Origin of the sequence: Sphingobacterium paucimobilis HER1398 (assembly GCF_000416985.1) — a bacterium.
Lineage (GTDB): Bacteria > Bacteroidota > Bacteroidia > Sphingobacteriales > Sphingobacteriaceae > Sphingobacterium > Sphingobacterium paucimobilis.
Genome location: NZ_ATDL01000015.1, coordinates 266,187 through 287,057 on the forward strand (window position 1 = coordinate 266,187; position 20,871 = coordinate 287,057).

At 43.4% G+C, this 20,871-nt stretch carries 18 protein-coding genes; 6 read left to right on the plus strand and 12 right to left on the minus strand.

All coding sequences use genetic code 11. The annotated features are described in order from the left end of the window. Nucleotides 1-77 precede the first annotated feature (77 nt). From prpC to M472_RS34070, 5 genes are all read right to left on the minus strand, one after another. Nucleotides 78-1,229, minus strand: a complete 1,152-nt coding sequence (prpC, locus tag M472_RS34055) for a bifunctional 2-methylcitrate synthase/citrate synthase (protein WP_021070397.1) — start codon at nt 1,227-1,229, stop codon at nt 78-80. Next, on the minus strand, nt 1,216-2,109 hold the full coding sequence (prpB, locus tag M472_RS34060) for a methylisocitrate lyase (protein ID WP_031301688.1): 894 nt from the start codon (nt 2,107-2,109) through the stop codon (nt 1,216-1,218). The genes prpC and prpB overlap by 14 nt, the downstream gene beginning before the upstream one ends. Nucleotides 2,110-2,260: 151 nt before the next feature. Continuing rightward, nucleotides 2,261-4,072, minus strand: coding sequence for a carboxypeptidase-like regulatory domain-containing protein (locus M472_RS44515; protein ID WP_144062708.1), 1,812 nt, complete (start codon nt 4,070-4,072; stop codon nt 2,261-2,263). Between the two features lie 7 nt (nt 4,073-4,079). After that, entirely contained in the window at nt 4,080-5,048 is a 969-nt protein-coding gene (locus M472_RS34065; protein ID WP_021070400.1) for a FecR family protein, read from the minus strand. Beyond that, nucleotides 5,045-5,578, minus strand: a complete 534-nt coding sequence (locus tag M472_RS34070; RefSeq protein WP_021070401.1) for an RNA polymerase sigma-70 factor — start codon at nt 5,576-5,578, stop codon at nt 5,045-5,047. The genes M472_RS34065 and M472_RS34070 overlap by 4 nt, the downstream gene beginning before the upstream one ends. 297 nt (nt 5,579-5,875) lie before the next feature. On the opposite strand from M472_RS34070, the gene M472_RS34075 reads away from it, so the two are divergent. Then, nucleotides 5,876-6,643: a lysophospholipid acyltransferase family protein gene (locus M472_RS34075; RefSeq protein WP_031301690.1), complete on the plus strand. Its 768-nt coding sequence runs from the start codon at nt 5,876-5,878 to the stop codon at nt 6,641-6,643. 82 nt (nt 6,644-6,725) lie between these two features. Further along, nucleotides 6,726-7,289 (plus strand): outer membrane beta-barrel protein, encoded by a 564-nt coding sequence (locus M472_RS34080; RefSeq protein ID WP_021070403.1) that lies wholly within the window; start codon nt 6,726-6,728, stop codon nt 7,287-7,289. Nucleotides 7,290-7,428: 139 nt separating this feature from the next. Here M472_RS34080 and M472_RS34085 read toward each other — a convergent pair whose 3' ends face one another. Further along, entirely contained in the window at nt 7,429-7,995 is a 567-nt protein-coding gene (locus M472_RS34085; protein ID WP_021070404.1) for an SMI1/KNR4 family protein, read from the minus strand. A 68-nt stretch (nt 7,996-8,063) separates the two neighbouring features. Next, on the minus strand, nt 8,064-8,441 hold the full coding sequence (locus M472_RS34090) for a hypothetical protein (RefSeq protein WP_144062709.1): 378 nt from the start codon (nt 8,439-8,441) through the stop codon (nt 8,064-8,066). Between the two features lie 225 nt (nt 8,442-8,666). Between M472_RS34090 and M472_RS34095 the strand changes: the two genes are divergently transcribed. Continuing rightward, nucleotides 8,667-8,846 (plus strand): hypothetical protein, encoded by a 180-nt coding sequence (locus M472_RS34095; RefSeq protein ID WP_021070406.1) that lies wholly within the window; start codon nt 8,667-8,669, stop codon nt 8,844-8,846. Between the two features lie 205 nt (nt 8,847-9,051). Here the strand turns inward: M472_RS34095 and M472_RS34100 are convergent, their stop codons facing one another. From M472_RS34100 to M472_RS45460, 4 genes are all read right to left on the minus strand, one after another. Further along, nucleotides 9,052-10,179: an efflux RND transporter periplasmic adaptor subunit gene (locus M472_RS34100; RefSeq protein ID WP_021070407.1), complete on the minus strand. Its 1,128-nt coding sequence runs from the start codon at nt 10,177-10,179 to the stop codon at nt 9,052-9,054. A 7-nt stretch (nt 10,180-10,186) separates the two neighbouring features. Further along, nucleotides 10,187-14,515: a CusA/CzcA family heavy metal efflux RND transporter gene (locus tag M472_RS34105; RefSeq protein ID WP_021070408.1), complete on the minus strand. Its 4,329-nt coding sequence runs from the start codon at nt 14,513-14,515 to the stop codon at nt 10,187-10,189. 174 nt (nt 14,516-14,689) lie between these two features. Further along, entirely contained in the window at nt 14,690-15,046 is a 357-nt protein-coding gene (locus tag M472_RS34110) for a hypothetical protein (RefSeq protein WP_144062710.1), read from the minus strand. Between the two features lie 114 nt (nt 15,047-15,160). Then, nucleotides 15,161-15,331, minus strand: a complete 171-nt coding sequence (locus M472_RS45460; protein ID WP_158499909.1) for a hypothetical protein — start codon at nt 15,329-15,331, stop codon at nt 15,161-15,163. 193 nt (nt 15,332-15,524) lie between these two features. On the opposite strand from M472_RS45460, the gene M472_RS34115 reads away from it, so the two are divergent. Next, the gene (locus tag M472_RS34115; protein WP_021070410.1) at nt 15,525-16,250 is read left to right on the plus strand and encodes an NADase-type glycan-binding domain-containing protein; all 726 of its coding nucleotides are present in this window, start codon (nt 15,525-15,527) and stop codon (nt 16,248-16,250) included. Between the two features lie 43 nt (nt 16,251-16,293). On the opposite strand, the gene M472_RS34120 is transcribed toward M472_RS34115, so the two are convergent. Next, nucleotides 16,294-17,106: an aminoglycoside adenylyltransferase family protein gene (locus M472_RS34120; RefSeq protein ID WP_021070411.1), complete on the minus strand. Its 813-nt coding sequence runs from the start codon at nt 17,104-17,106 to the stop codon at nt 16,294-16,296. A gap of 191 nt (nt 17,107-17,297) precedes the next feature. On the opposite strand from M472_RS34120, the gene M472_RS34125 reads away from it, so the two are divergent. Both M472_RS34125 and M472_RS34130 read left to right on the plus strand, forming a co-directional pair. Continuing rightward, nucleotides 17,298-18,692, plus strand: a complete 1,395-nt coding sequence (locus tag M472_RS34125; RefSeq protein WP_021070412.1) for an aminopeptidase P family protein — start codon at nt 17,298-17,300, stop codon at nt 18,690-18,692. Continuing rightward, a complete protein-coding gene (locus M472_RS34130) occupies nt 18,682-20,856 on the plus strand; it encodes a S9 family peptidase (protein WP_021070413.1) in 2,175 nt (724 codons plus the stop codon). The genes M472_RS34125 and M472_RS34130 overlap by 11 nt, the downstream gene beginning before the upstream one ends. The last annotated feature ends 15 nt before the right edge of the window (nt 20,857-20,871 follow it).

Below are 20,871 nucleotides of genomic sequence, written 5' to 3' on the forward strand. Positions count from 1 at the left end.
AATTTAAAAAGTAAAAGTTAAAAAGTGAAAATGTTAAAGAGTTAGAGTTTTAAAGAGTTAAAGCGTGAGAACAGGAATTAACGTTGATTTAAAGGCACAAAAGCTCTATTCTCCGGACCTACATAATTTGCACTAGGCCGTATAATCTTGCCATCCTGCCGTTGTTCGAATACATGAGCCGACCAGCCCGTAATGCGCGACAACACAAATAAAGGTGTAAACATCTCCGTAGGTATGCCCATCAGGTGGTAGGATACTGCCGAATACCAGTCCAGGTTAGGGAACATACGCTTCTCTTCCCACATCACCTTTTCCAATCGTTCGGCAATATAGTACAGGTTCATATCCCCTGCTTCTTCCGATAGCTCTCGGGCGACACGTTTGATGACCTCATTGCGTGGATCCGAAATCGTATACACCGGGTGCCCGAACCCGATGATCACCTCCTTATTGGCCAGCCGCTGCCGTATATCTGCTTCCGCCTCATCCGGATTTGCATATCGGGTCTGTATTTCATAGGCTACCTCATTGGCGCCTCCATGCTTAGGTCCTCGTAACGCGCCAATTGCCCCTGCTATACAAGAATACATATCCGACCCCGTACCTGCGATCACGCGGGCGGTAAATGTCGAGGCATTAAACTCGTGTTCGGCGTAGAGATTGAGTGATATCTGCATGGCACGCACCCAAGAATCCGGTGGCACTGTGCCATGTAGCAGGCGCAAGAAATGTCCTCCCAATGTCACATCATCGGTCTCTACAGCGATCTCACGTCCGTTTTGACTGAAATGGTGCCAGTACAGCAATGCCGACCCCATCGAAGACATCAACCGATTAGCGATATCACGGGCTCCTGCCAGCGGATGACTATCCTTTTCCGGCTGTAGACTCCCGAATACCGAAACATAAGTACGCAATACATCCATCGGATGCGATGTCGTAGGCAACTGCTTTAGTACCTTTTGTATCGCAATAGGCAATCCGCGCTGACTGAGTAGTTGGGTCTGATATGCATTAAGCTGTGCCTGTGTGGGCAGTGTACCGTAGATCAACAGGTAGGCCACCTCTTCAAAAGTAGCCCCATCCGCGAGTTCCAAGATATCATATCCCCTATAGTGCAGATCATTACCTGTCTTCCCCACGGTACTCAGGGCCGTATTTCCTGCAGCCACGCCCGATAGTGCGACACTTTTCTTCGGCTTAAATCCTTGTTCGTTAGTCTCGTTCATCGTATTTAGTTTTGAAAAGGTTATCTAATCGGTTTTCATATGCATAATAGTCTATACTGCGGTACAACTCTTCGCGTGTCTGCATATCCTGGAGTACGGCCTGCTGCCCTCCATCTTTACGGATATGTTCATAGACCTGCGTTGCCGCTTTATTCGCCGCCCGGAATGCCGATAGCGGATACAGAACAATCGAAACACCTGCCTCGCGCAACTGCTCGACAGTAAATAACGGTGTCTGCCCGAATTCCGTAATATTGGCCAGTATCGGTAGCCCTGTTGCTGCTACGAAAGACCGATAATCCGCCAGATCGAGTACCGCCTCGGCAAAGATGAAATCAGCTCCTGCCTCCTTATAAGCCAGTGCCCGCTCTATCGCCCTGTCTACTCCTTCCGAAGCGATAGCATCAGTACGGGCACCGATCACAAAATGAGCATCCGTTTTTGCATCTACAGCCGCCTTAATACGATCACACATCTCGATAGAAGACACCAGCTCCTTACCCGGGCGGTGCCCACAGCGCTTGGCTCCGACCTGATCCTCCATATGTACGGCGGCGGCCCCTGCTTTTATCAGCGACTTGATCGTACGAGCCACATTGAATGCCGATGGGCCAAATCCCGTATCAATATCCACCATAAGTGGTAGGTCGCATACATTCGTAATGCGGTCTACATCAATAAGAACATCCTGTAAGTTGGTAATACCCAGATCGGGTATCCCCAATGAACCGGCGGCAACGCCACCTCCCGATAAATAAATAGCTTGAAATCCAGCCTGTTTGGCCAGCAGGGCATGGTTGGCATTGATAGCGCCGACCACCTGCAAAGGTTTTTCCTTTTCAATAGCTTCCCTAAAAAGAAGCCCTGGAGAGTTTATCATATAATTGGATATTGAACGACTATACGCCAGCACTAGCTACCAGCGTATAGTCTTATTAATTCGTATAAACCTGCTAATACAGGGTTTATTTCTCAACGGATAATATACGAATATAATTTAATCAATACCAAATGATTAGGATTTATTAACATTAAAACTGATAGACCAGACCAGCGGTCAGTCCACCATGGAATGTATTATTTTTCGCATCCGCTTTCCACAGCTTCCAAAGCGGTTTCCCATCTTGGTCGGCAACCTCCGCAGCCTGCGAATAATTGAGAGATGGCGCGACATAAGCACGGAAGTGTGAAGAAAATAACAGCGATGGGATCAATTGCAGCGAACTGCGCGAAGCATCCTTCCATCCCATATCCTTGTCCATATGCATCCGCTGCGTCAGTTCGGCCGATAGGGCGAATCTGTGGCGTTCCAGCAGATTAGCCCCCAATCCGACTTCCACCCCATATTTATAAGCATCATGATCTAGATAGGTACCCATCCCCAAGATACTGTACATAACCCGGCCTCCCGATCTAAAGTTTACACCTATAAAGCCACTCTCATCGGCAACCAGCCCTAGCTGCCTCCTTCCATTCTTTATCCAGTTAAAAAGCGCAATAGGGTAATCACTACTATCTGCAATATTGATTAAACCAGCGACCTGTACACCTTTGACTTTCTTGGCTATATTGATAACCCCTGCCATCTGGTTTCCCGCGGTCTCCGTCGCAATATTAATCCCTCCCGCCATCTGTATCCCCTTCACTACACCTCCGCTATTCATTACCCCGGCCAATTGGTACTGTACGGTATCCTTTGCATAATTGACTCCACCGGCCAGCTGTCCGCCCTTCACCTCTTTCGCCATATTGATCACTCCAGCGAGCTGTAGCCCCCGGGCTGTATCCACTTTATTCCAGCCACCGGCCATCTGTACTCCCTTCACATTACGCAACACCACATTGCCGACTCCAGCGATCTGCACACCTGACACATCCCCGCCGACTACATTCACCCCTCCGGCCATCTGTACACCCCTGACCTTGTATTGATTAAGGTTGAAGCCCCCGGCAAATTCCACACCATCCACACCGGCTGTATATCCACCCAATATATTGATCGACACCTTGTTCACAATCTGCGAATTAAAGAAACCGTGCGTACTCAATCCCGGCGTCAACGACATCTGATACGGGCTATAGATAAAGAACCCACCCAGATTAGCACTCTGTATGCGCTGCGATGCATTACTGAATGCCGCACCCAAGAAAGTCTTGTAGATATTACGGTTCGAATCCACCAGTACATAATAGCCCACTTTCTTCGTTTTGCTGTCTTTAGACACATCAATCGGCAACAAAAGAATCAATGTCGTATCCCTATAGTTTTCCTTATTAAGCCCGATGATCACCTTACTGTCCGGCTTCTTGACGTCTAGTTCAAAAAATCCATCCTTATTCGTCAACGTTGCATTCAGATAAGTCCCCTTGTCATATACACTCGCAAAAGACAAAGGCTTATTGCTACGCAGATCACGCACATATCCCGAGATCATGGTTTTATTATGCTGCTTCAGATCGATATCCACCTGCTCGACCACCATCCGCCAATCCGAGCGGCTGATAATAATATGCGAAGCCGTCTCCTTAAAGGAATACCGTGGACCGAGACAGCGTTCCAAGTAATCGATCAACACCCCATTATGCGCATTCGCCTGGACCACACTATCTAAGTCAATCAATTGGCTATTGTAAGAAAATAACAGTCCCTTGTCCTGCTGTAGCTGCTCCAAGAGCTGTCCTACAGAAGTCTTTCCATAAGCATGCATCTTGACCACCTGCGCCAGTTTTGTCTGTGAAAATGCATCTGCCTGTGCCAGGATAAAAATAGACAATGCTACAAAAAACTTAGCTCTATTTATAAAGTAAACAATCAATTTAAAGCTTTTAATAAACTGGAACATAACCGGGTTACCCTTTAATATAATATACATTACCTTTTTTCTCAATTTTCAATTCAAAAGTTTTCAATATCACGTCCAGCATCTCGTTCAATGTCTGCCGCTCGAATGATGCTGTATAGCGCAGCACTTTGGTCTTATCATCCACCACAACAAACTTTTGGTCGAAAGCCTTGCCCAGTACATCAAATACACGGTTCAGTGGTGTATTCTCAAAAATAAACTGCTGATGGATGTAATACTTGTAGAGCTGATCCTCCACGGTATCCACCTTCACTTTCGTACGTGCCGTATCTTGGATCAGCACCCTATCATTGGGCTTCAGTCGTACACTATTGCCGGCATGATCCACCCGTACCGATCCCGAAGAGACAATGACCTCCGTCTCGCCATCCGCTCTGCGCACATGAAAACTTGTACCCAGCACCGTAATCCTGCTATTCCCACTCTGGATAACAAAAGGCTGTGTCGTATCCCTTTTCACATCAAAAAACGCTTCACCTTTGCTAAGCACCACGGTACGCTCTTTGGCCAGCCAACCTTTTTTATAATCCAATACCGTCTTCTTATTAAGGTACACCGTACTACCGTCCGGCAGTCCTGCCTGTTGCAGCCCATCATTCGAATCCAGGGATAAATCAGTAGACAATGTCCATCTCAAAACACCTACCGAAGACATCAATAGCATCACTATCGCTGCCGCCACCATCCCTGGCCTCCAGCCTCTGGAACGCTTCTCCTCCGTTAATACCAGCACCTTAGTGGGCTGTTCGTCCCGGAGCTTTACAAAATCGGCCCAGGCGCGATCCACGTCCACCTCCGGACTTTGATCCGAAGCACCGCTCCACTCCCATATCTTTTTCATATCCGTATATTCCTTTTCGTTTTCGGCGCTCTCCCTGATCCACGCTTCTACCACAACCTGCCGCTCCGCATTCAAATCACCACTTATATATTTTATCAATTCTTCCTTATTCATAACCCATTGATTAACAAAAAGACAACAACATTTAAATAATCTGCCAGATGAACCCTCAAGTGCCGCAGCGCTTTCGTCATATGTCCTTCGACAGTCTTCAGCGATAACTCGAGCGCTTTGGCTATCTCATGGTATTTCAGCTCCTGAAAGCGGCTCATCTCGAACACCGCTCTGCTTTTTTCCGGCAATTTTGCCAGTGCGACATGCAATTGCTTCTTCAGCTCGGTATCTGTACCGTCGATATGCGTATCCAACGCTCCGCTCCGCTGTTGATAAGCCTCGTAGCGCTGCTTCAACTGGCCTCTTTTCAAGACATTCAGACATTCGTAATAAACCGATTTATAGAGATACGATTTGACGGAAGTATGGATGGTATTTTCCCAGTCCCTTTCCCAAAACCGTAAAAAAACCTGCTGCACAGCTTCTTCCGCAGCATCCGAGTCTTCTAGAATTTTGTAGGCATAGCCATGCAAAGCCTTAAAATGCTCCCGGAATACCTGCTCAAACTTTGTTTCTTTCTGCAAAGACATACATTCAATTTAATTAGTCATTTACTACAACTTACATAGCTAAGACAGTCTATAGCGCTTACCCCCTTATTATTTTTTACATTTTTTTATCCGGTCTTCCATTTCCATCATCTTCGCGCACTTTTTTCAAAATAAAAGTAAGGGTATAGCTGCTATTAATTGTCAAAACTATAAAAAGTAATCTTATGCTACTACTCTTCTTTATCACGATCCTTGTACTCCTCTTCAGTATGGTGACCTACCTTCTGGCCCTATTGATCCGTATGGTACATGAGTTTAGCGAAAACTAAGACACTTATGAACAGGATATATAATTTTGGAGGATTTCTGATCGGTAAGATACTACGCTACCGTAGCGCAGTCGTCACCCAGAATCTCGCCCGCTCCTTTCCACTGTCGGATTACAAGGAGCTATCGCTGCAACATCAAAGGTTCTACCGCAATATGTGCCGTCTGATTGTAGAACTATTACTCCCTGGCCGTCCAGAGCTCATCCTTTCGGCCGATCTGTACCGCACACTGCACCAGCAATACCGTGCGGATCGCCAGATCATTCTACTGCTTGGCCATTATGGCAACTGGGAGATATTGGGCAAACTGCCACTACAATTAGGACTCCCCATACAGTCGCTGTACAAACCTCAAAAAAACCGCTGGGTAGACCGCTTCCTACAAAGAAGACGGGGCCAATACGGATTACGCTTACTTCCCTCCCAGCAGGCGGCCAAAATCCTCCTAGACCAAACGGGCCACCCTTCTATTACACTATTTATAGCGGATCAGTTTCCGGGGACAGCCAATGGACTGGCCATTGATTTTTTACAACAGCCTTCCTATATGTTTATGGGTCCCGAGCGTATTGCCAAGCGCCTTGATGCATATGTAGCCTACATCGAGCTACAGGCCATAGGCAACCACAAATGGAAAGCCAACCTACAGCCCATCTGCCTGCGTGCAACAGATAGTCCCGACGGGCATATTACCACCTCCTACACCCGAAAACTGGAAAAGAGCATACAGCAGGATCCCAGCTGGTGGCTGTGGTCACACAAGCGATGGAAATAAAAATAAAAAAAAGCTAAGGGTATACTTTAGTTCGAGCATCATATATATAAACAGATTAGAGAAATATATTAAATCAATAACAATGAAAAAACAATTAACGTACGGCCTGCTTCTGGCAGCAATGGGATTCGGTCTTAATCAGGAAACAAAAGCACAAGAGGTGGATTTTGGTTTTAAAATCGGTGGCCAGTATCATATGCCATCTTTTGGCTCGGGTATAGTAAAGAGCTCTGATTCGAAGTTCGGTGTTCAGGCAGGCGCATTCGTACGTACCAAAGAACGTCTTTACGGGCAGGTAGATCTTGGCTTATCCCTATACAAATATGCCTACAAGATCGACAATACGGAATACGCACCTAAATTCTATCAGCTGAACCTACCTATTCAACTGGGGTATCGCGTTATAGAAACGGACAATATCACGTTGAGAACAGCTATCGGAGCACAGCTAAACTATCAGTTAAAGAAAAACAAGGCATATACCAATAATTTCAATAATATAACGTACGATGGTCTGATCAATATCGGTACCGATATCAAGCAATTCTCCATCGATCTAAAATACAGCCACGGTATCAACAAACTCAGTAAAGAACTCGAAGCCAAAAACAGAGTCATCGGACTATCTGTAGGCTACCGATTCTAAATACACGAGCGCACTAAATACACAAAGGAGGTTATAGATGATATAACCTCCCTTGGTATTTTACTAGGAATAACGGACAGTACGAACGTGATCTACCCAGGTAAATGTGCACGCTATCTTTTTAGCTTAGCTACTTGGCCTATTCCGAAATACTACATTTTTTATAAAACTGTCCGCTTTTATAATAGCACTCAAATATAGCTGGTAATGCCTCCCTCTGAAACGGTATACGTTGTGTTATACTGTCGCTAGTCAAGTTATGAACTAAATCATAAAGGGTATTTGCAATTTTTAGAAACCCCGTGCCTCTAAAATCAGTGAGGTATATATCGAACTCATTTTCTATACCTGAATCAACATCCCAAAATAGGTAATAGCCATTGTCACTGGCGGCAAAAGGGACCAACCTCTTCAATAGCGCTATCGAACCGTCCGGCTCCAAATCAAACCAAATATCATGATCCAGTAAATCTTGGTAGTAAGTAGACCGAATGCCCTCGCTTCGGATATCCCAAGAATCTCCATAAGTCCCCATAGGGATATAGATGTGAAACTGCCCCATCAATAAGCCATATCCCAAAAAACGAACAAACGCTTTGTAAGAGGCAGGGAAAGATCTACCATTGGAAAACCTATAGCTTTCAAGAAAGTTAGTATCGCCGAATTCGGTAGGCTGACCAACTATTTTTAAATTAAAACCATCCATAAGCTATATGTATCCCTTTTCTGATCCTCGTAGTTGAAAGAACTTAATCTCTACGACAAACTCTTGATTTACATTTTTGTTAATGTCCTCTTCTCTCTATCATATGTATATTCAAAACTCTTATCTTCACCAGGCAACTGGCCTAAAAACAAGCCTTTATCCCCCCATTTTTCGCGTAAAAAGATAAAGGATGGTGCAATGCACCAATTACCATCCAAGTCAATAATTCCAAATAACTCTGTTTTTCTATCTTGTGCAACGGCACAAGAACATCTTTCATGAAATTCTGCTGCCCCTCCATCATACTGATCGGCATGCAAGAAACTCTCCAGCAATATCAGATTATCGTGGAGCATATCCAGACATTCTTGCTTGCTCTGTCCATGTGTACAATTGCTAGTGCCTATAAAAAAAAGGATAAAGACTATTTGATATATATTGCTCATTCCTGACTTCATTATTCCATCATCATTTTACTTTTCCTTTGTATTTTTGATTGTCCCAATTGCTTGCTTTATTGCAGGCTAAATTAATACATAGATGATAAAAAAAAGCTGCCATTTACAATTCGCTAAACTTACCTAACAATTTGAAACCTATCTCCGAAAACTTAGAATGCAAAATCAATTAGTTCCAAGTCAAATTTCTGTCTTCAACAAATTTTATAGAATTTGGTATCTCCATATGATAAAGATACTATTGGCCGTGCCACTTTACCTTATCTTTCCGAACTCGAAAGCAACACGTCTGATGTATCTATTCTAAAAAACAACCACGGAATCAACAAACTCAGCAAAGAGCTCGATGCCAAAAATAGAGTCATTGGACTATCTGTAGGCTACCGACTCTAAATACACAAGGGAGGTTATAGATGATATAATCTCCCTTGATATCTTTAAAATTATTGTTCAGCAGCAATCCCCCCTTTTAACGATACGTCTTCCTCATCTGATACATATCCTTTCCTCTCTTCTTAGTTGCGACGACCAAGTGGCTTTAAGAGATATCACCAGCCCAATGTCGATCAAAGCAATAAAAATCATTCCTATTTTCATACTACTCTTCGCCTTTGTTTTTTAGTGCCATTAGTAGGGTGTATGCTCCCTGCTCTGCAATTTTCTTTTTGTCCAACTCCGCGCTATTAGTGATCGAGATCCAACCATCACCCTGCTCTCCACATTGTACAGCTCTCATTTTGAACTTGTGATTATCTATTATCTCAAAAACATACTTGCCTCCTTCAAAATCGACTACGCTTTCTTCTGGAAGCGCATGAGCTGTGCTTTCTGGAATCACGACATCAGCATTCATATACATCCCTGGAATAAGGGCTGTGCCCCCTCCATTAAGACGAATGCGGACATCTACGGCTCTATCTGTTGAGATGTTTTTTCCGATCAGTATAACCTGCCCTGCGTACGTCTTAGTCGGGTCACTGTTGGTATATGCTGTCAATTGTTGCCCGATTTTCATTTTGTCCCAATCTTTTTCGAAGACTTTTAGATTGAGGTGCAAATCAGATGGGTTTACTAATTCAAACAGAACCTCTGATGGTGACACATATTTACCCGTATTGACGAATACTTGCGACACAAATCCATCAAATGGTGCATAGATTGATATTGTCTGCTTAATATTATGAACCGTCAACTGATCCGGATTGATATGAATGAGTTTTAGCTTTTGAGCTAATGCCTGTCGGTTGATCAACAGTGTATGATAGTCGGCTTTAGCCTGTAGATATACTTTATCACTACTGGCTTTACTCTGATTTAAATCGCGCTGACGGAGGTATTCTGATTCAGCATTTTCCATTTGATTTTTTACAATGAGATAATCCTGCTGAAGTTGAATAAACTGATTATCCTCTAATTCGGCAATTCTTTCCCCTTTCTTAAAAAAGATCCCTGGTAATAGCTTGGTCGATTTGACATAGCCGCCCAATGCGCTGCTTACAGAAACTAAATTTTGAGGAGGAACCTCTATTTTACCATTTAGTTTAAGTGTCTGTGTAATTTTCTTCTCCTGTACCATCGTTGATGACAAGGTAAAAGATGCCAACTGTGTATCCGAAAGCTCAAGGATATTGTCGGCTTCGGTCGTTTCAGCTGATTCATCAGTAACCTGTCTCCCATTGCAACTGTAGAACAGTACAATTATTAAAATACGTGCTAAATATTTCATCGTTTGTTTATTTTGAAATGATATATTGAATCTGAATCGCAGTTTCGTTGAACTGCAGGACAGCATTGTAGTAATCGTTCTGTATCTGGACAGACTGATTATTGAGCATTACCCATTCTAGATAATTGATTTCCCCATTTTTAAATTGTTCCTGAGAAAGAGCAGTTATTTGTCTTGCAGCAGGCAATTGTGTATGCTCAAATACGGTCACTACAGCGAGTTGAGTCTTGTACTGTTGCAACAGTACAGCATACTCACTCTCCAACTGCATTTTTTTTGTATAAAGCTCGTTTTCCGCATATCTTACTCTTTGCTCCTCGGCTCTAATCTGCGCTTTCTGTCCTCCGTAAAATAGAGGAATACCGATCCCTACCTCTACCGAACTAAATCGTGACCGATTTAGTTCCTTGAAGCTTTGGTTAAAATAACCCACAGACAACTCCGGCAAAAGCCTTGATTTCTCTAATCTTACATTTGCTTTTGATTTTTCAATCTCTTGGACTTGCAGCAATAACTGAGGATGCCGGGCCAAAACTGAATCGGAGCCATCTATCGCTGCCTTATAGGTTATATCAGAAGCTGACGGTTCATAACAGGTATCACTATTTAATAGTAACTGTAATTGAATTTTGGCGGTCTCAATTGTTGCAGATAACATCTTGCACTGGACAAGAATATTTTTGCGTTGTATCACAGCTGTAGTTCGCTCCAACTGGTTGCTCACTCCTTTTTCCAACTGTAAATCAGCATTTTCTAAAAAACGGACATATATGTGATCCAGCTCTTTTAACATGTTCTCTTTTTCGCGTAACACGAGGATGTAGTAAAATAACTCCGTTACATTTCTTTTGACCTCAAGGATACTAAGATCTACACCGATAACAGCCGAATCCCACTCCGCACGTAGGACCCTTCTTTGATGTGTATATACAGTCGGAAAGCTGATAGATTGCGATAGACCGATATTATTATCGAAAGCCGTCCCATTGATTTTTCCAAATGTCGTACGTAGAGCCGCCTGTGGAAGGCTATTCGCGGTAGCAATTCGTTTGGCATGATATTCTGCCAGCAAGACCTGACTTTTGGTAGACAGATTATTGCTTGCTGCCATTTCCAATGCTTTGTCTAACGATATCTCCTGACTGTAAAGACTTAAATTCATCCCCACAAAAAAGAAAACAGCTAATGTCCGCTTGCCAAAACGCACTTTTATTTTGGAAAAGTCGAACCGTTCAAACAAAAGGTATAAAACAGGGAGGACATATAAGGTTAAAAATGTAGCCACCATTAACCCTCCAATAACCACTGTCGCTAATGGGCGCTGTACTTCAGCCCCTGCCCCATTACTGATAGCCATGGGCAGAAAACCAAACGATGCTACGAATGCAGTCATCAATACAGGACGCAAGCGGATACAGGTACCTCGAATAACGATATGCCTCAGATCAGTTTCGCCATTTTCCTTGAGACGGTTGAACTCGGTCACCAACACAATTCCATTGAGCACAGCAACACCAAACAAGGCAATAAAACCAACACCTGCACTAATACTGAAAGGCATGCCACGCAATGCCAAAAAATAAATACCTCCGATAGCTGACAAAGGGATAGCACTATAGATTAGGACACTGTATTTGACGGAGTGAAAAGCGAAATACAAAAGAACAAAAATCAAAATGAGTGATATCGGAACAGCAACCATCAACCTATCCTTTGCTTTATTCAGGTTCTCGAATGCACCACCGTAGGTGACATAGTAACCAGGTGAGAACTTCATCTGTTTATCTACCTTAGCCTGAAGCTCGTGAACAATTCCCTGTACATCTCGACCTCGAACATTAAAGCCTACAACAATTCTTCTCTTGGCATCCTCACGTTGAATCTGGGCAGGCCCATTCTCTATGCTGACATCGGCCAGCTGGTACAATGGAACCTGCATCCCACTATTCAGGGGAATGAGTAGATTACGGATATCCTCCAGGTTTTCGCGCTGATTCTCCCCCAATCGGACAGTTAGATCAAATCTCTTCTCACCTTCATAAATCATTCCAGCCCGCTGTCCGGCAAATGCGGTATTTACAACCCTATTAACGGTAGCTATATCTAAATTATACTGGGCTATACGCGCACGGTCATACCTAATAATAACTTGCGGCATCCCCGTTATGGGTTCGATATATAAGTCCTGCGCTCCTTCTACAGTCTTGATAAGCTCTCCAAAACGAGAAGCATAGTGGCTAAGACTATCTAGATCTTCTCCGAATATCTTGCAGACGACATCCTGGCGCGCGCCTGTCATCAACTCATTAAACCGCATCTGCACAGGATACTGAAAACCAGTACTGATACCTGGAATAGCTTCCAACGATTTACTCATCTTGTCAGCGAGCTCAGGAAATGATTTGGCCGAAGTCCATTCTTTCTTATCCTTTAGAATAACCATCATATCGCTGGCCTCCATCGGCATCGGATCTGTAGGTACCTCACCGCTTCCTATTTTCGTAACGACCTTTTCAACTTCTGGGTACTGTTCTTTGAGCAGGTGAGCAGCTTTCTGTGTGTATGCTATCGTAGTCTGAAGGTTGCTTCCTGTCAACACCCGAGTATCTACAGCAAAATCCCCCTCTTCAAGCGCAGGAATAAACTCCCCTCCAAGATTGGACAAGACAATGACTGCCCCTGTAAACAGAAGAAGAACAACACTGATAATCAACTTAGGGAAGTGTAGCACCTTATCCAGCAAATATTGATGTCCTGCTTCAATACGTCTCATTACCCTATCAGACCAAGTGGGCTCTCCTTTTATTTTTTTGCTTAAAAGGAGGGAAGTCATCATAGGTACGTAGGTCAAGGAAAGAATAAAAGCTCCCATGAGCGCAAAGGCTATGGTTTGTGCCATAGGTTTGAACATCTTGCCCTCGATACCTTCCAGTGTAAACAAGGGAAGGTATACAATGAGAATAATCACCTGTCCAAACACAGCACTACTGATCATCTTAGTGGCTGATGTACCTACTTCATTGTTCATCTCTGATTGCGAAATGGCTCTGGTACCGACAAACTTCTTGTCATAATGAAGCTGATGTAGAGCCGCTTCTACAATAATGACAGCCCCATCGACTATCAGTCCAAAATCCAACGCACCTAAGCTCATCAAATTGCCACTGACGCCAAATAGATTCATCATAATGATAGCAAAGAGCATGGATAAAGGAATAACCGAAGCAACCAATAAGCCCGCTCTAAAGTTGCCGAGAAACAAGACCAACACGAAGACAACGATCAAAGCTCCCTCGGCAAGATTTGTCTCTATCGTACCAATTGCATTATTTACCATTTTCGTCCGATCTAAAAATGGTTCCAACACTACGCCTTCTGGCAGTGTCTTTTTGATATTTTCGATCCGTTCTTTTACATCTTTAATGACCTCACTGCTATTCGCCCCTTTGAGCATCATGACTACAGCACCGGATACTTCGCCTTTATCATTATAAGTCATTGCTCCATACCGCGTCGCATAGCCTATTTTCACTTCAGCAACATCCTTCAACAAAATAGGCGTCCCATCGCTCAGGGAGGTTATGGCAATATCAGCCAGATCTTCTTTATTTCCGATAAGCCCCTCACTGCGGATGTATAATACAGTAGGCCCTTTTTCTATATAAGCACCTCCTGTATTTTGATTGTTATTTTCTAATGCAGTGAATATATCGGAGATGGTCAGACCATGGGCCTGCAACTGGTTGGAATTGACGGCAACCTCGTATTGCTTAAGCTTGCCCCCAAAACCACTCACCTCCGCAACTCCTTTTACACCAAGGAGCTGACGCCTCACAATCCAATCCTGAATGCTACGTAATTCCGTAACATCGTAACGATCTTCGTATCCCTCTTTAGCACGTATCACATACTGATAGATCTCGCCCAGACCAGTAGATATAGGGCCTAACTCAGGAACTCCGATCTCTTCGGGGATTTCACTTCGAACAGCCTGCAAACGCTCCGACACCTGTTGCCTAGCCCAATAGACATCGGTATTATCATCGAATACAATGGTGACCAGTGAAAGTCCAAAGCGGGAGAAACTCCTGATTTCTTTAATACCGCTGATATTACTATTGGACTGCTCTATGGGAAATGTAACTAAACGCTCAATATCCGTAGCACCCAATGAGGGGGCTACGGTGATGATCTGAACTTGGTTGTCTGTAATATCGGGCTGAGCGTCAATAGGTAGCTTCGTTGCTTCATACAGGCCTATAGCGACCAAAGCAAGCGTCAACAGCCCGATGATGAGTTTGTTCCGTATGGAAAACTCAATAATCTGATGTAACATATTATCTGTATACTATTAGTAATAAAATGGAATAATGCGATGCTGATATTGTAACAGGTATAGATATAGGTGGGAGCAGGTAGTAGATTATTCGTTTAATCAACTATGCAACTACCATCTCTTCTATATAAGACGATATCAACAAATTTGAGTGTAACTCAATCCAATAAAAAACTAAGCGTATTTCGGCGGTTGCCAGATTGCAGACAAGTAGGTGTTGCTCTTAAAAAGATCGTTATGAACCTGTCTCTTTAACGTACCAGATTGGGGAATTCTTTTCCTTACCTCAAATAAGAAGTTGGGTACTCCGGTACAACAGATTGTCAGCACATTACTATGGGTGATAAATGGAAGTTTTTTATCTTGATCATAATCGTCATCCTCAGGATGATTGTCCAAATGATCACCTTTATAATGAAGCGTGATAAAGGCTGTAAACGTTATGTCAGGATTCTGCGCTTTATGTTCTGCAAAATGCTCTATCAGTACAGGCAACTTCAACAACTGAATAAGCTCTGTTGTAGAAAGCATGTACGTGATTAAAAACAATATAGCAAACATTTTCTTCACAAATGCAAAGCTAGTCAAAAATATAAAGGCTTTTATTTAAACTAGTAATTTGAAATTATTAAAAATTAGAATCATTCAGTCTGAAACAAAATATTCGGCCAGAAACAATGCATTCTCTTTGCTACACCAATCTGCAGTGATACGCTCGCGCGAGAACTTGGCAGAGACTTCCGCACAGCAGATTTTATCATTCTCAAGCTCTACCGAAGTCTGCTTAACCAATTCGATAAGAAGCTTTACACACACTTTATAAGATAACAATAAGTTAAGTATAGGTACACCTCATTATCAGACCGCAGCAAGTTTCGTATATCTATTCTTAAAAAACAAAGCATCATGGTAAACTATGGCATTTTATTTGTAAAGTCAAAAGCAACTATTTTGGACTTGAATCTCACAGAGGCTCATCAGTTTTAAAAAATGAGTTTTACATAGTCACATGAGGTTATTCTTTATTCTTATCAACTTATTTATCCTTCATTTTGCCCATGGACAACAGGGGATAAAAAATTACTTTCCACAAGAGATCATCAAGGTCGATCTGAGTGCAAAGACAGAACAGGAAATCAATCGACAAAATCAGCTTTTACTCCAACCTGAACTAAGCACAAAAGAACAGGCCGAACTAGATATCTTATTGGACAAATACGGCGAAGTCGTCGAGAGTGTATGGGACGTTATAGATGGAGGATGCAGCTGGTATTGTGGCGGTGGAAATTATCTTGTCAAAGCATCCTCATCACTGCGTGAACAAAACGGAATCTCCTATCAGGCGTCCAGTGCAAATGACCTGAACTATAAAACAGCATGGGTGGAGGGAAAAGCCGATGAGGGAATTGGAGAGTATCTAGAATACTATTTTAAGAACAAAAGTCCAAGAATTACAAAAATCATCATATCGAATGGCTATATGAAGTCTGAGGCGGCTTGGAAAAACAACAATCGCGTAAAAAAGTTGAGGTTATATGCTAATGGAAAAACAATCGGCATCTTAAACTTAGAAGACAGCCGGACAGATCAGGCTTTCGAAGTAGGGACACTCGGTCATAATAGCGATGGAACGGATCTGGTTTTAAAATTCGAGATCATGGAGGTTTACAGAGGAGACAAACACAATGACACCGCAATAACGGAAATCTACTTTGACGGAATAGATGTACATTAAGCAGCTTATGGAATTCAACATCTATTAGGTATGAAGAGCCAGTTTATGAATTCAGGATAGCTGTTATAGACTGTCTTGCAAAATGGATGAATGCTGACATTTCTTCGGTATATATTGCAAACTCTTTCTGGCTTCCCATTAAGTAATCTTGTCTTGCTTTGACAAGCAACGATCGATAAGGCATGGACAATCTATCAATCAGCCAAAGAGATGCTTCTTCCTTAGAACCGATCAACTTCGTCGACGCACTGTACCAAATCCGTGCAATAGTTAATACGATATTCCTTTCGTCACCTAACCAATCTTCTTCGGTGTTCCATAAATCCAGTGTGCTCCGGAGGCTATCCACAAAATCATCATCAGGTACGGGTTCAAACCATGTAGATGCAACCGTTCCGAAAACAGCGACACTTGATGCTCTGACTTTCTTTATCAGTATGCATACATCTTTGTCGACCAGTGGCGCTTCGAAGATACCTTCCGAAATATCCTGACGCAACCATTCTCCAAATTGCATCTCCCGTCTAGGCGGATACTTCCAAGGCACAACTTCTGAATAATTGATTACAGTGACCTCTAATGCTCGTTTCCTGGGATTGGTACCTGGCGCCGCTGAACAAGACAGGAGATCCTTCATTAGCCCCATACGTGTTTCGCCATCCATCGATCCGTCCAACGTCACCAATAGATCGATGTCACTATAAGGTTTTAAACCGTCCTCTACAGCAGATCCGTACAAATGAATAGCCAAAAGAGAATCGCTCAGGTACTTGCTGATAATGGTACACGCCTCTACAATTTGTTCTTTCTCAAACAAATTCAACTTTACTTTTTCGATCTGATTACTTATATCCATTACGAGAAAACCAAGTACGAATATAACTATTACTTTATAATCGCGGAGTTAAAAACTCACCACGGGGCAAGCCTTAGTAAATTTTCAGGTAAGTTTACTTAGGAAGTCGCGTTTGATATATAGACTATAAGTCTCACTTTTTTTTCCAAACTTTACCTCCATTATTTCAAACACTTAATCCAGGTATTACTATGTTTTCAGTACAGACTTATCAATCCCGAAGATCAACGCTTCAAAAGCAAGTGTCCAGTGGCGTCCTTCTCTTCTTAGGGAATATTGAGAATCCTATTAATTTCGAGCATAACACCTATCCTTTTCGTCAGGATAGTACTTTTTTATATTACTTCGGCATCCCGGCTCCTTATCTAGCTGCCATTATCGATATAGACAATGATAAGACGATCATCTTTGGCAATGAGCTCAGTATAGATGATATCGTATGGACCGGACAGCAGGAATCGCTGAAAGACAAATCCTTAAAATGTGGCGTGCAGGAAACACGTCCTTTCGCACAATTGGCATCATACTTACAGCAAGCTAAAAAAAGCGATAGGACTATACACTACCTTCCGCCGTATCAATCCAGCAACAAACTATTGCTTGGCGAATTACTGCAGGTCAACCCAAAGGAAATAAACCCCTCTGTTCCATTCATCAAAGCCGTGGTAGCCCAACGATCGATCAAAGAGAACCAAGAGATAGCTGAAATCGAAAAAGCATTGGCGGTGTCCACAGAAATGCATCTATTGGCTATGCGTACGGCTCAGGTCAGTATCCAGGAGCGTCATATCGCTGCTGCTATTCAACACTATGCGTATGACCACAACTGTAACTTTGCCTATCCGCCTATAGTGACTGTACATGGAGAGATTCTTCACAATGCTTATCAACAGAACTTCCTAAAAGAAGGCGACATGATACTGAACGATTCGGGTGCGGAGACGGCTATGGGCTATGCCGCAGATCTCACCCGGACTTTCCCGGTTTCGGGGCGCTTCACTACACGCCAACGGGACTTATATAATGTCGTACTAAAAGCTTTTGAGGGAGCAAGAGAGCGTCTGAAACCAGGGGTACAGTTTAAGGATGTACATCTGCTTTCAGCAAGACATCTTGTCGAAGGTCTTGTGGACGTAGGACTGATGAAGGGAGATCCGGAAGAAGCGGTACAGGCACATGCACACACGCTATTCTTTCAATGTGGATTAGGCCATATGATGGGCCTCGATGTACATGATATGGAAGATCTGGGCGAGCAGTATGTGGGATACACCGAGCAAGAGCCTAAGGATACGAGTACATTTGGTCTTAAATCACTACGTCTGGGACGTGAACTACAAACAGGATTCGTGCTGACTGTCGAACCGGGCATCTACATCATACCGGAACTTATCGATAGGTGGAAGAAAGAAAACAAGCTATCCCAGTTCATTAATTATGACCTGCTGGAGTCGTACCGTGATTTTGGCGGTATACGGATAGAAGATAATTTCTTAATTACCAATGACGGTTTCCGTCTGTTGGGCCCCGAGTTAATCAAATCAGTAGAAGATATAGAAAACTATAGAACCAATCATGTACAATAAGATCACACGCATTTTACTCGCCTTATTCGCAGTTCAGCTCTTTTGTCTATCGTCGGCGGCAGCGCAGACGCAATGGACTGAAGATGGTAACGGATACTACGATTTCTCTAAAGAGGGTATCGTCATTGTCGACCTCTTGCAGGCCAACAAACGAGAAGTATTTCTTGCGGCCAAAGACCTTACTCCAACAGGACAACACTCACCGCTGGAAGTGCAGAGTTTTCAATTGTCACCAGACAAAAAGACGCTCTTGTTATTTGCAAATACCAAACGGGTATGGCGCGAAAACACGAGAGGTGACTATTGGCTGTATAACCTGAACAATAAAGCGCTGACTCAGTTGGGCAAGGGACTGCCAGAATCGTCATTGATGTTTGCCAAATTCTCGCCCGATGGAAAACAGGTGGCTTATGTCTCTAAACATAATATCTACATAGAAGATACCAATACGCTACACTATAAACAGATAACGCAGGATGGCACTGATCGTATGATCAATGGTACCTTCGACTGGGCCTATGAAGAAGAATTTGGTACAAAGGATGGTTTTAGATGGTCTCCTGATGGAAAAAAAATAGCCTACTGGAAGCAGGATGCGAAAGATACACGCCATTTCTATATGATCAATAATACCGATAGCCTGTATTCGTTTATCATCCCTGTAGAGTATCCAAAGGTAGGACTCAAGCCTTCAGCTACCAGTATATGGGTGTATGATCTAAATAACAGCACCAACAAGCCTATGGATATCCCTGGTGATCCCAGCCAGCATTATATCCCACGCATGGAATGGACACTGGATGCGAAGTCTGTGATATTACAACAGCTGAACCGCAAACAGAATGAGAGTAAAATCATGCTTAGCGATGCCAATACAGGAACCAGCCGTACCATACATACCGAAACTGACCCTGCTTGGATAGATATCAAAGCACGTTGGAATGACGGTGATCCCAGTGGCTGGGACTGGATGGACGGAGGCAAAGCTTTTATCTGGCTCTCGGAAAAATCAGGTTGGAGACAGATCTATAAGATCGATCTTCAAGGTAAGGAGACGCTGTTAAGTAAAGACAACTTTGATGTGATCCAGATAGACCGTATTGATCCCCTATCCAAAAATATTTACTTCAGCGCCTCTCCGCTCAACGCAACCCAAAAGCATCTTTATCAGTTGTCTTTTGCAGGAGGTAAAGCAAAACGGATTACACCAGCTGAACTGAAAGGTACGAACAGCTATACGATCTCACCTAATGGAAAATTGGCTATTTTTACCCAAAATAGCACCACGGCTTATAGTAATGGTTCCGTAGTATCCCTGCCTGCTCATTCGCAGCTCATCCCTCCTACGCGGGAGATGCAAGCGGACAAAACCGTACCACAAACGGAATTTTTCCAGGTGACAACGGTGGATGGGGTGACACTGGATGGCTGGATGGTGAAGCCTAAAAACTTTGACCCGAAGAAGAAATACCCGGTAGTCTTTTACGTATACGGTGAGCCTGCTTCGCAAACGGTGACGGATAACTTTTTTGCGGGCAAGAATTTCCTGTATGCCGGCGATATGACCGAGGATGGTTATGTCTATATCTCACTGGAAAACCGTGGAGCTCCTGCTCCTAGGGGCCGTGAGTGGCGCAAATCCATCTATAAAAACATAGGGATAATCAACATCAGGGACCAAGCTATGGGGGCCAAAGAAGTATTCAAGTGGGGATTTATAGATACGGACCGTGTGGCTGTATGGGGATGGTCCGGAGGTGGGGCTTCTACCCTTAATCTATTGGGGCAATATCCGGATATATACCAAACGGGGATCTCGGTAGCGCCCGTGACGAATCAACTCTTGTACGATAATATCTACCAAGAACGATACATGGGATTGCCTCAGGAAAATGAAGCTGATTTTATAAAAGGATCGGCACTGACCTACGCCAAAAATGTACGGGGCAATCTCCTGCTGATTCATGGCACGGGTGATGATAACGTGCACTATCAGAATGCCGAGGTATATATCAATGAGCTTATCAAACATGGTATCACCTTTGACATGATGGCCTATCCGAACCGCAGCCATTCGATCAACGAAGGGGAAGGTACATCGGAGCATTTAGCTAGACTGTACACGCGATACCTAAAGCAACACTGTCCACCGGGCGCTAGATAGTCGATCAAAAAAAAA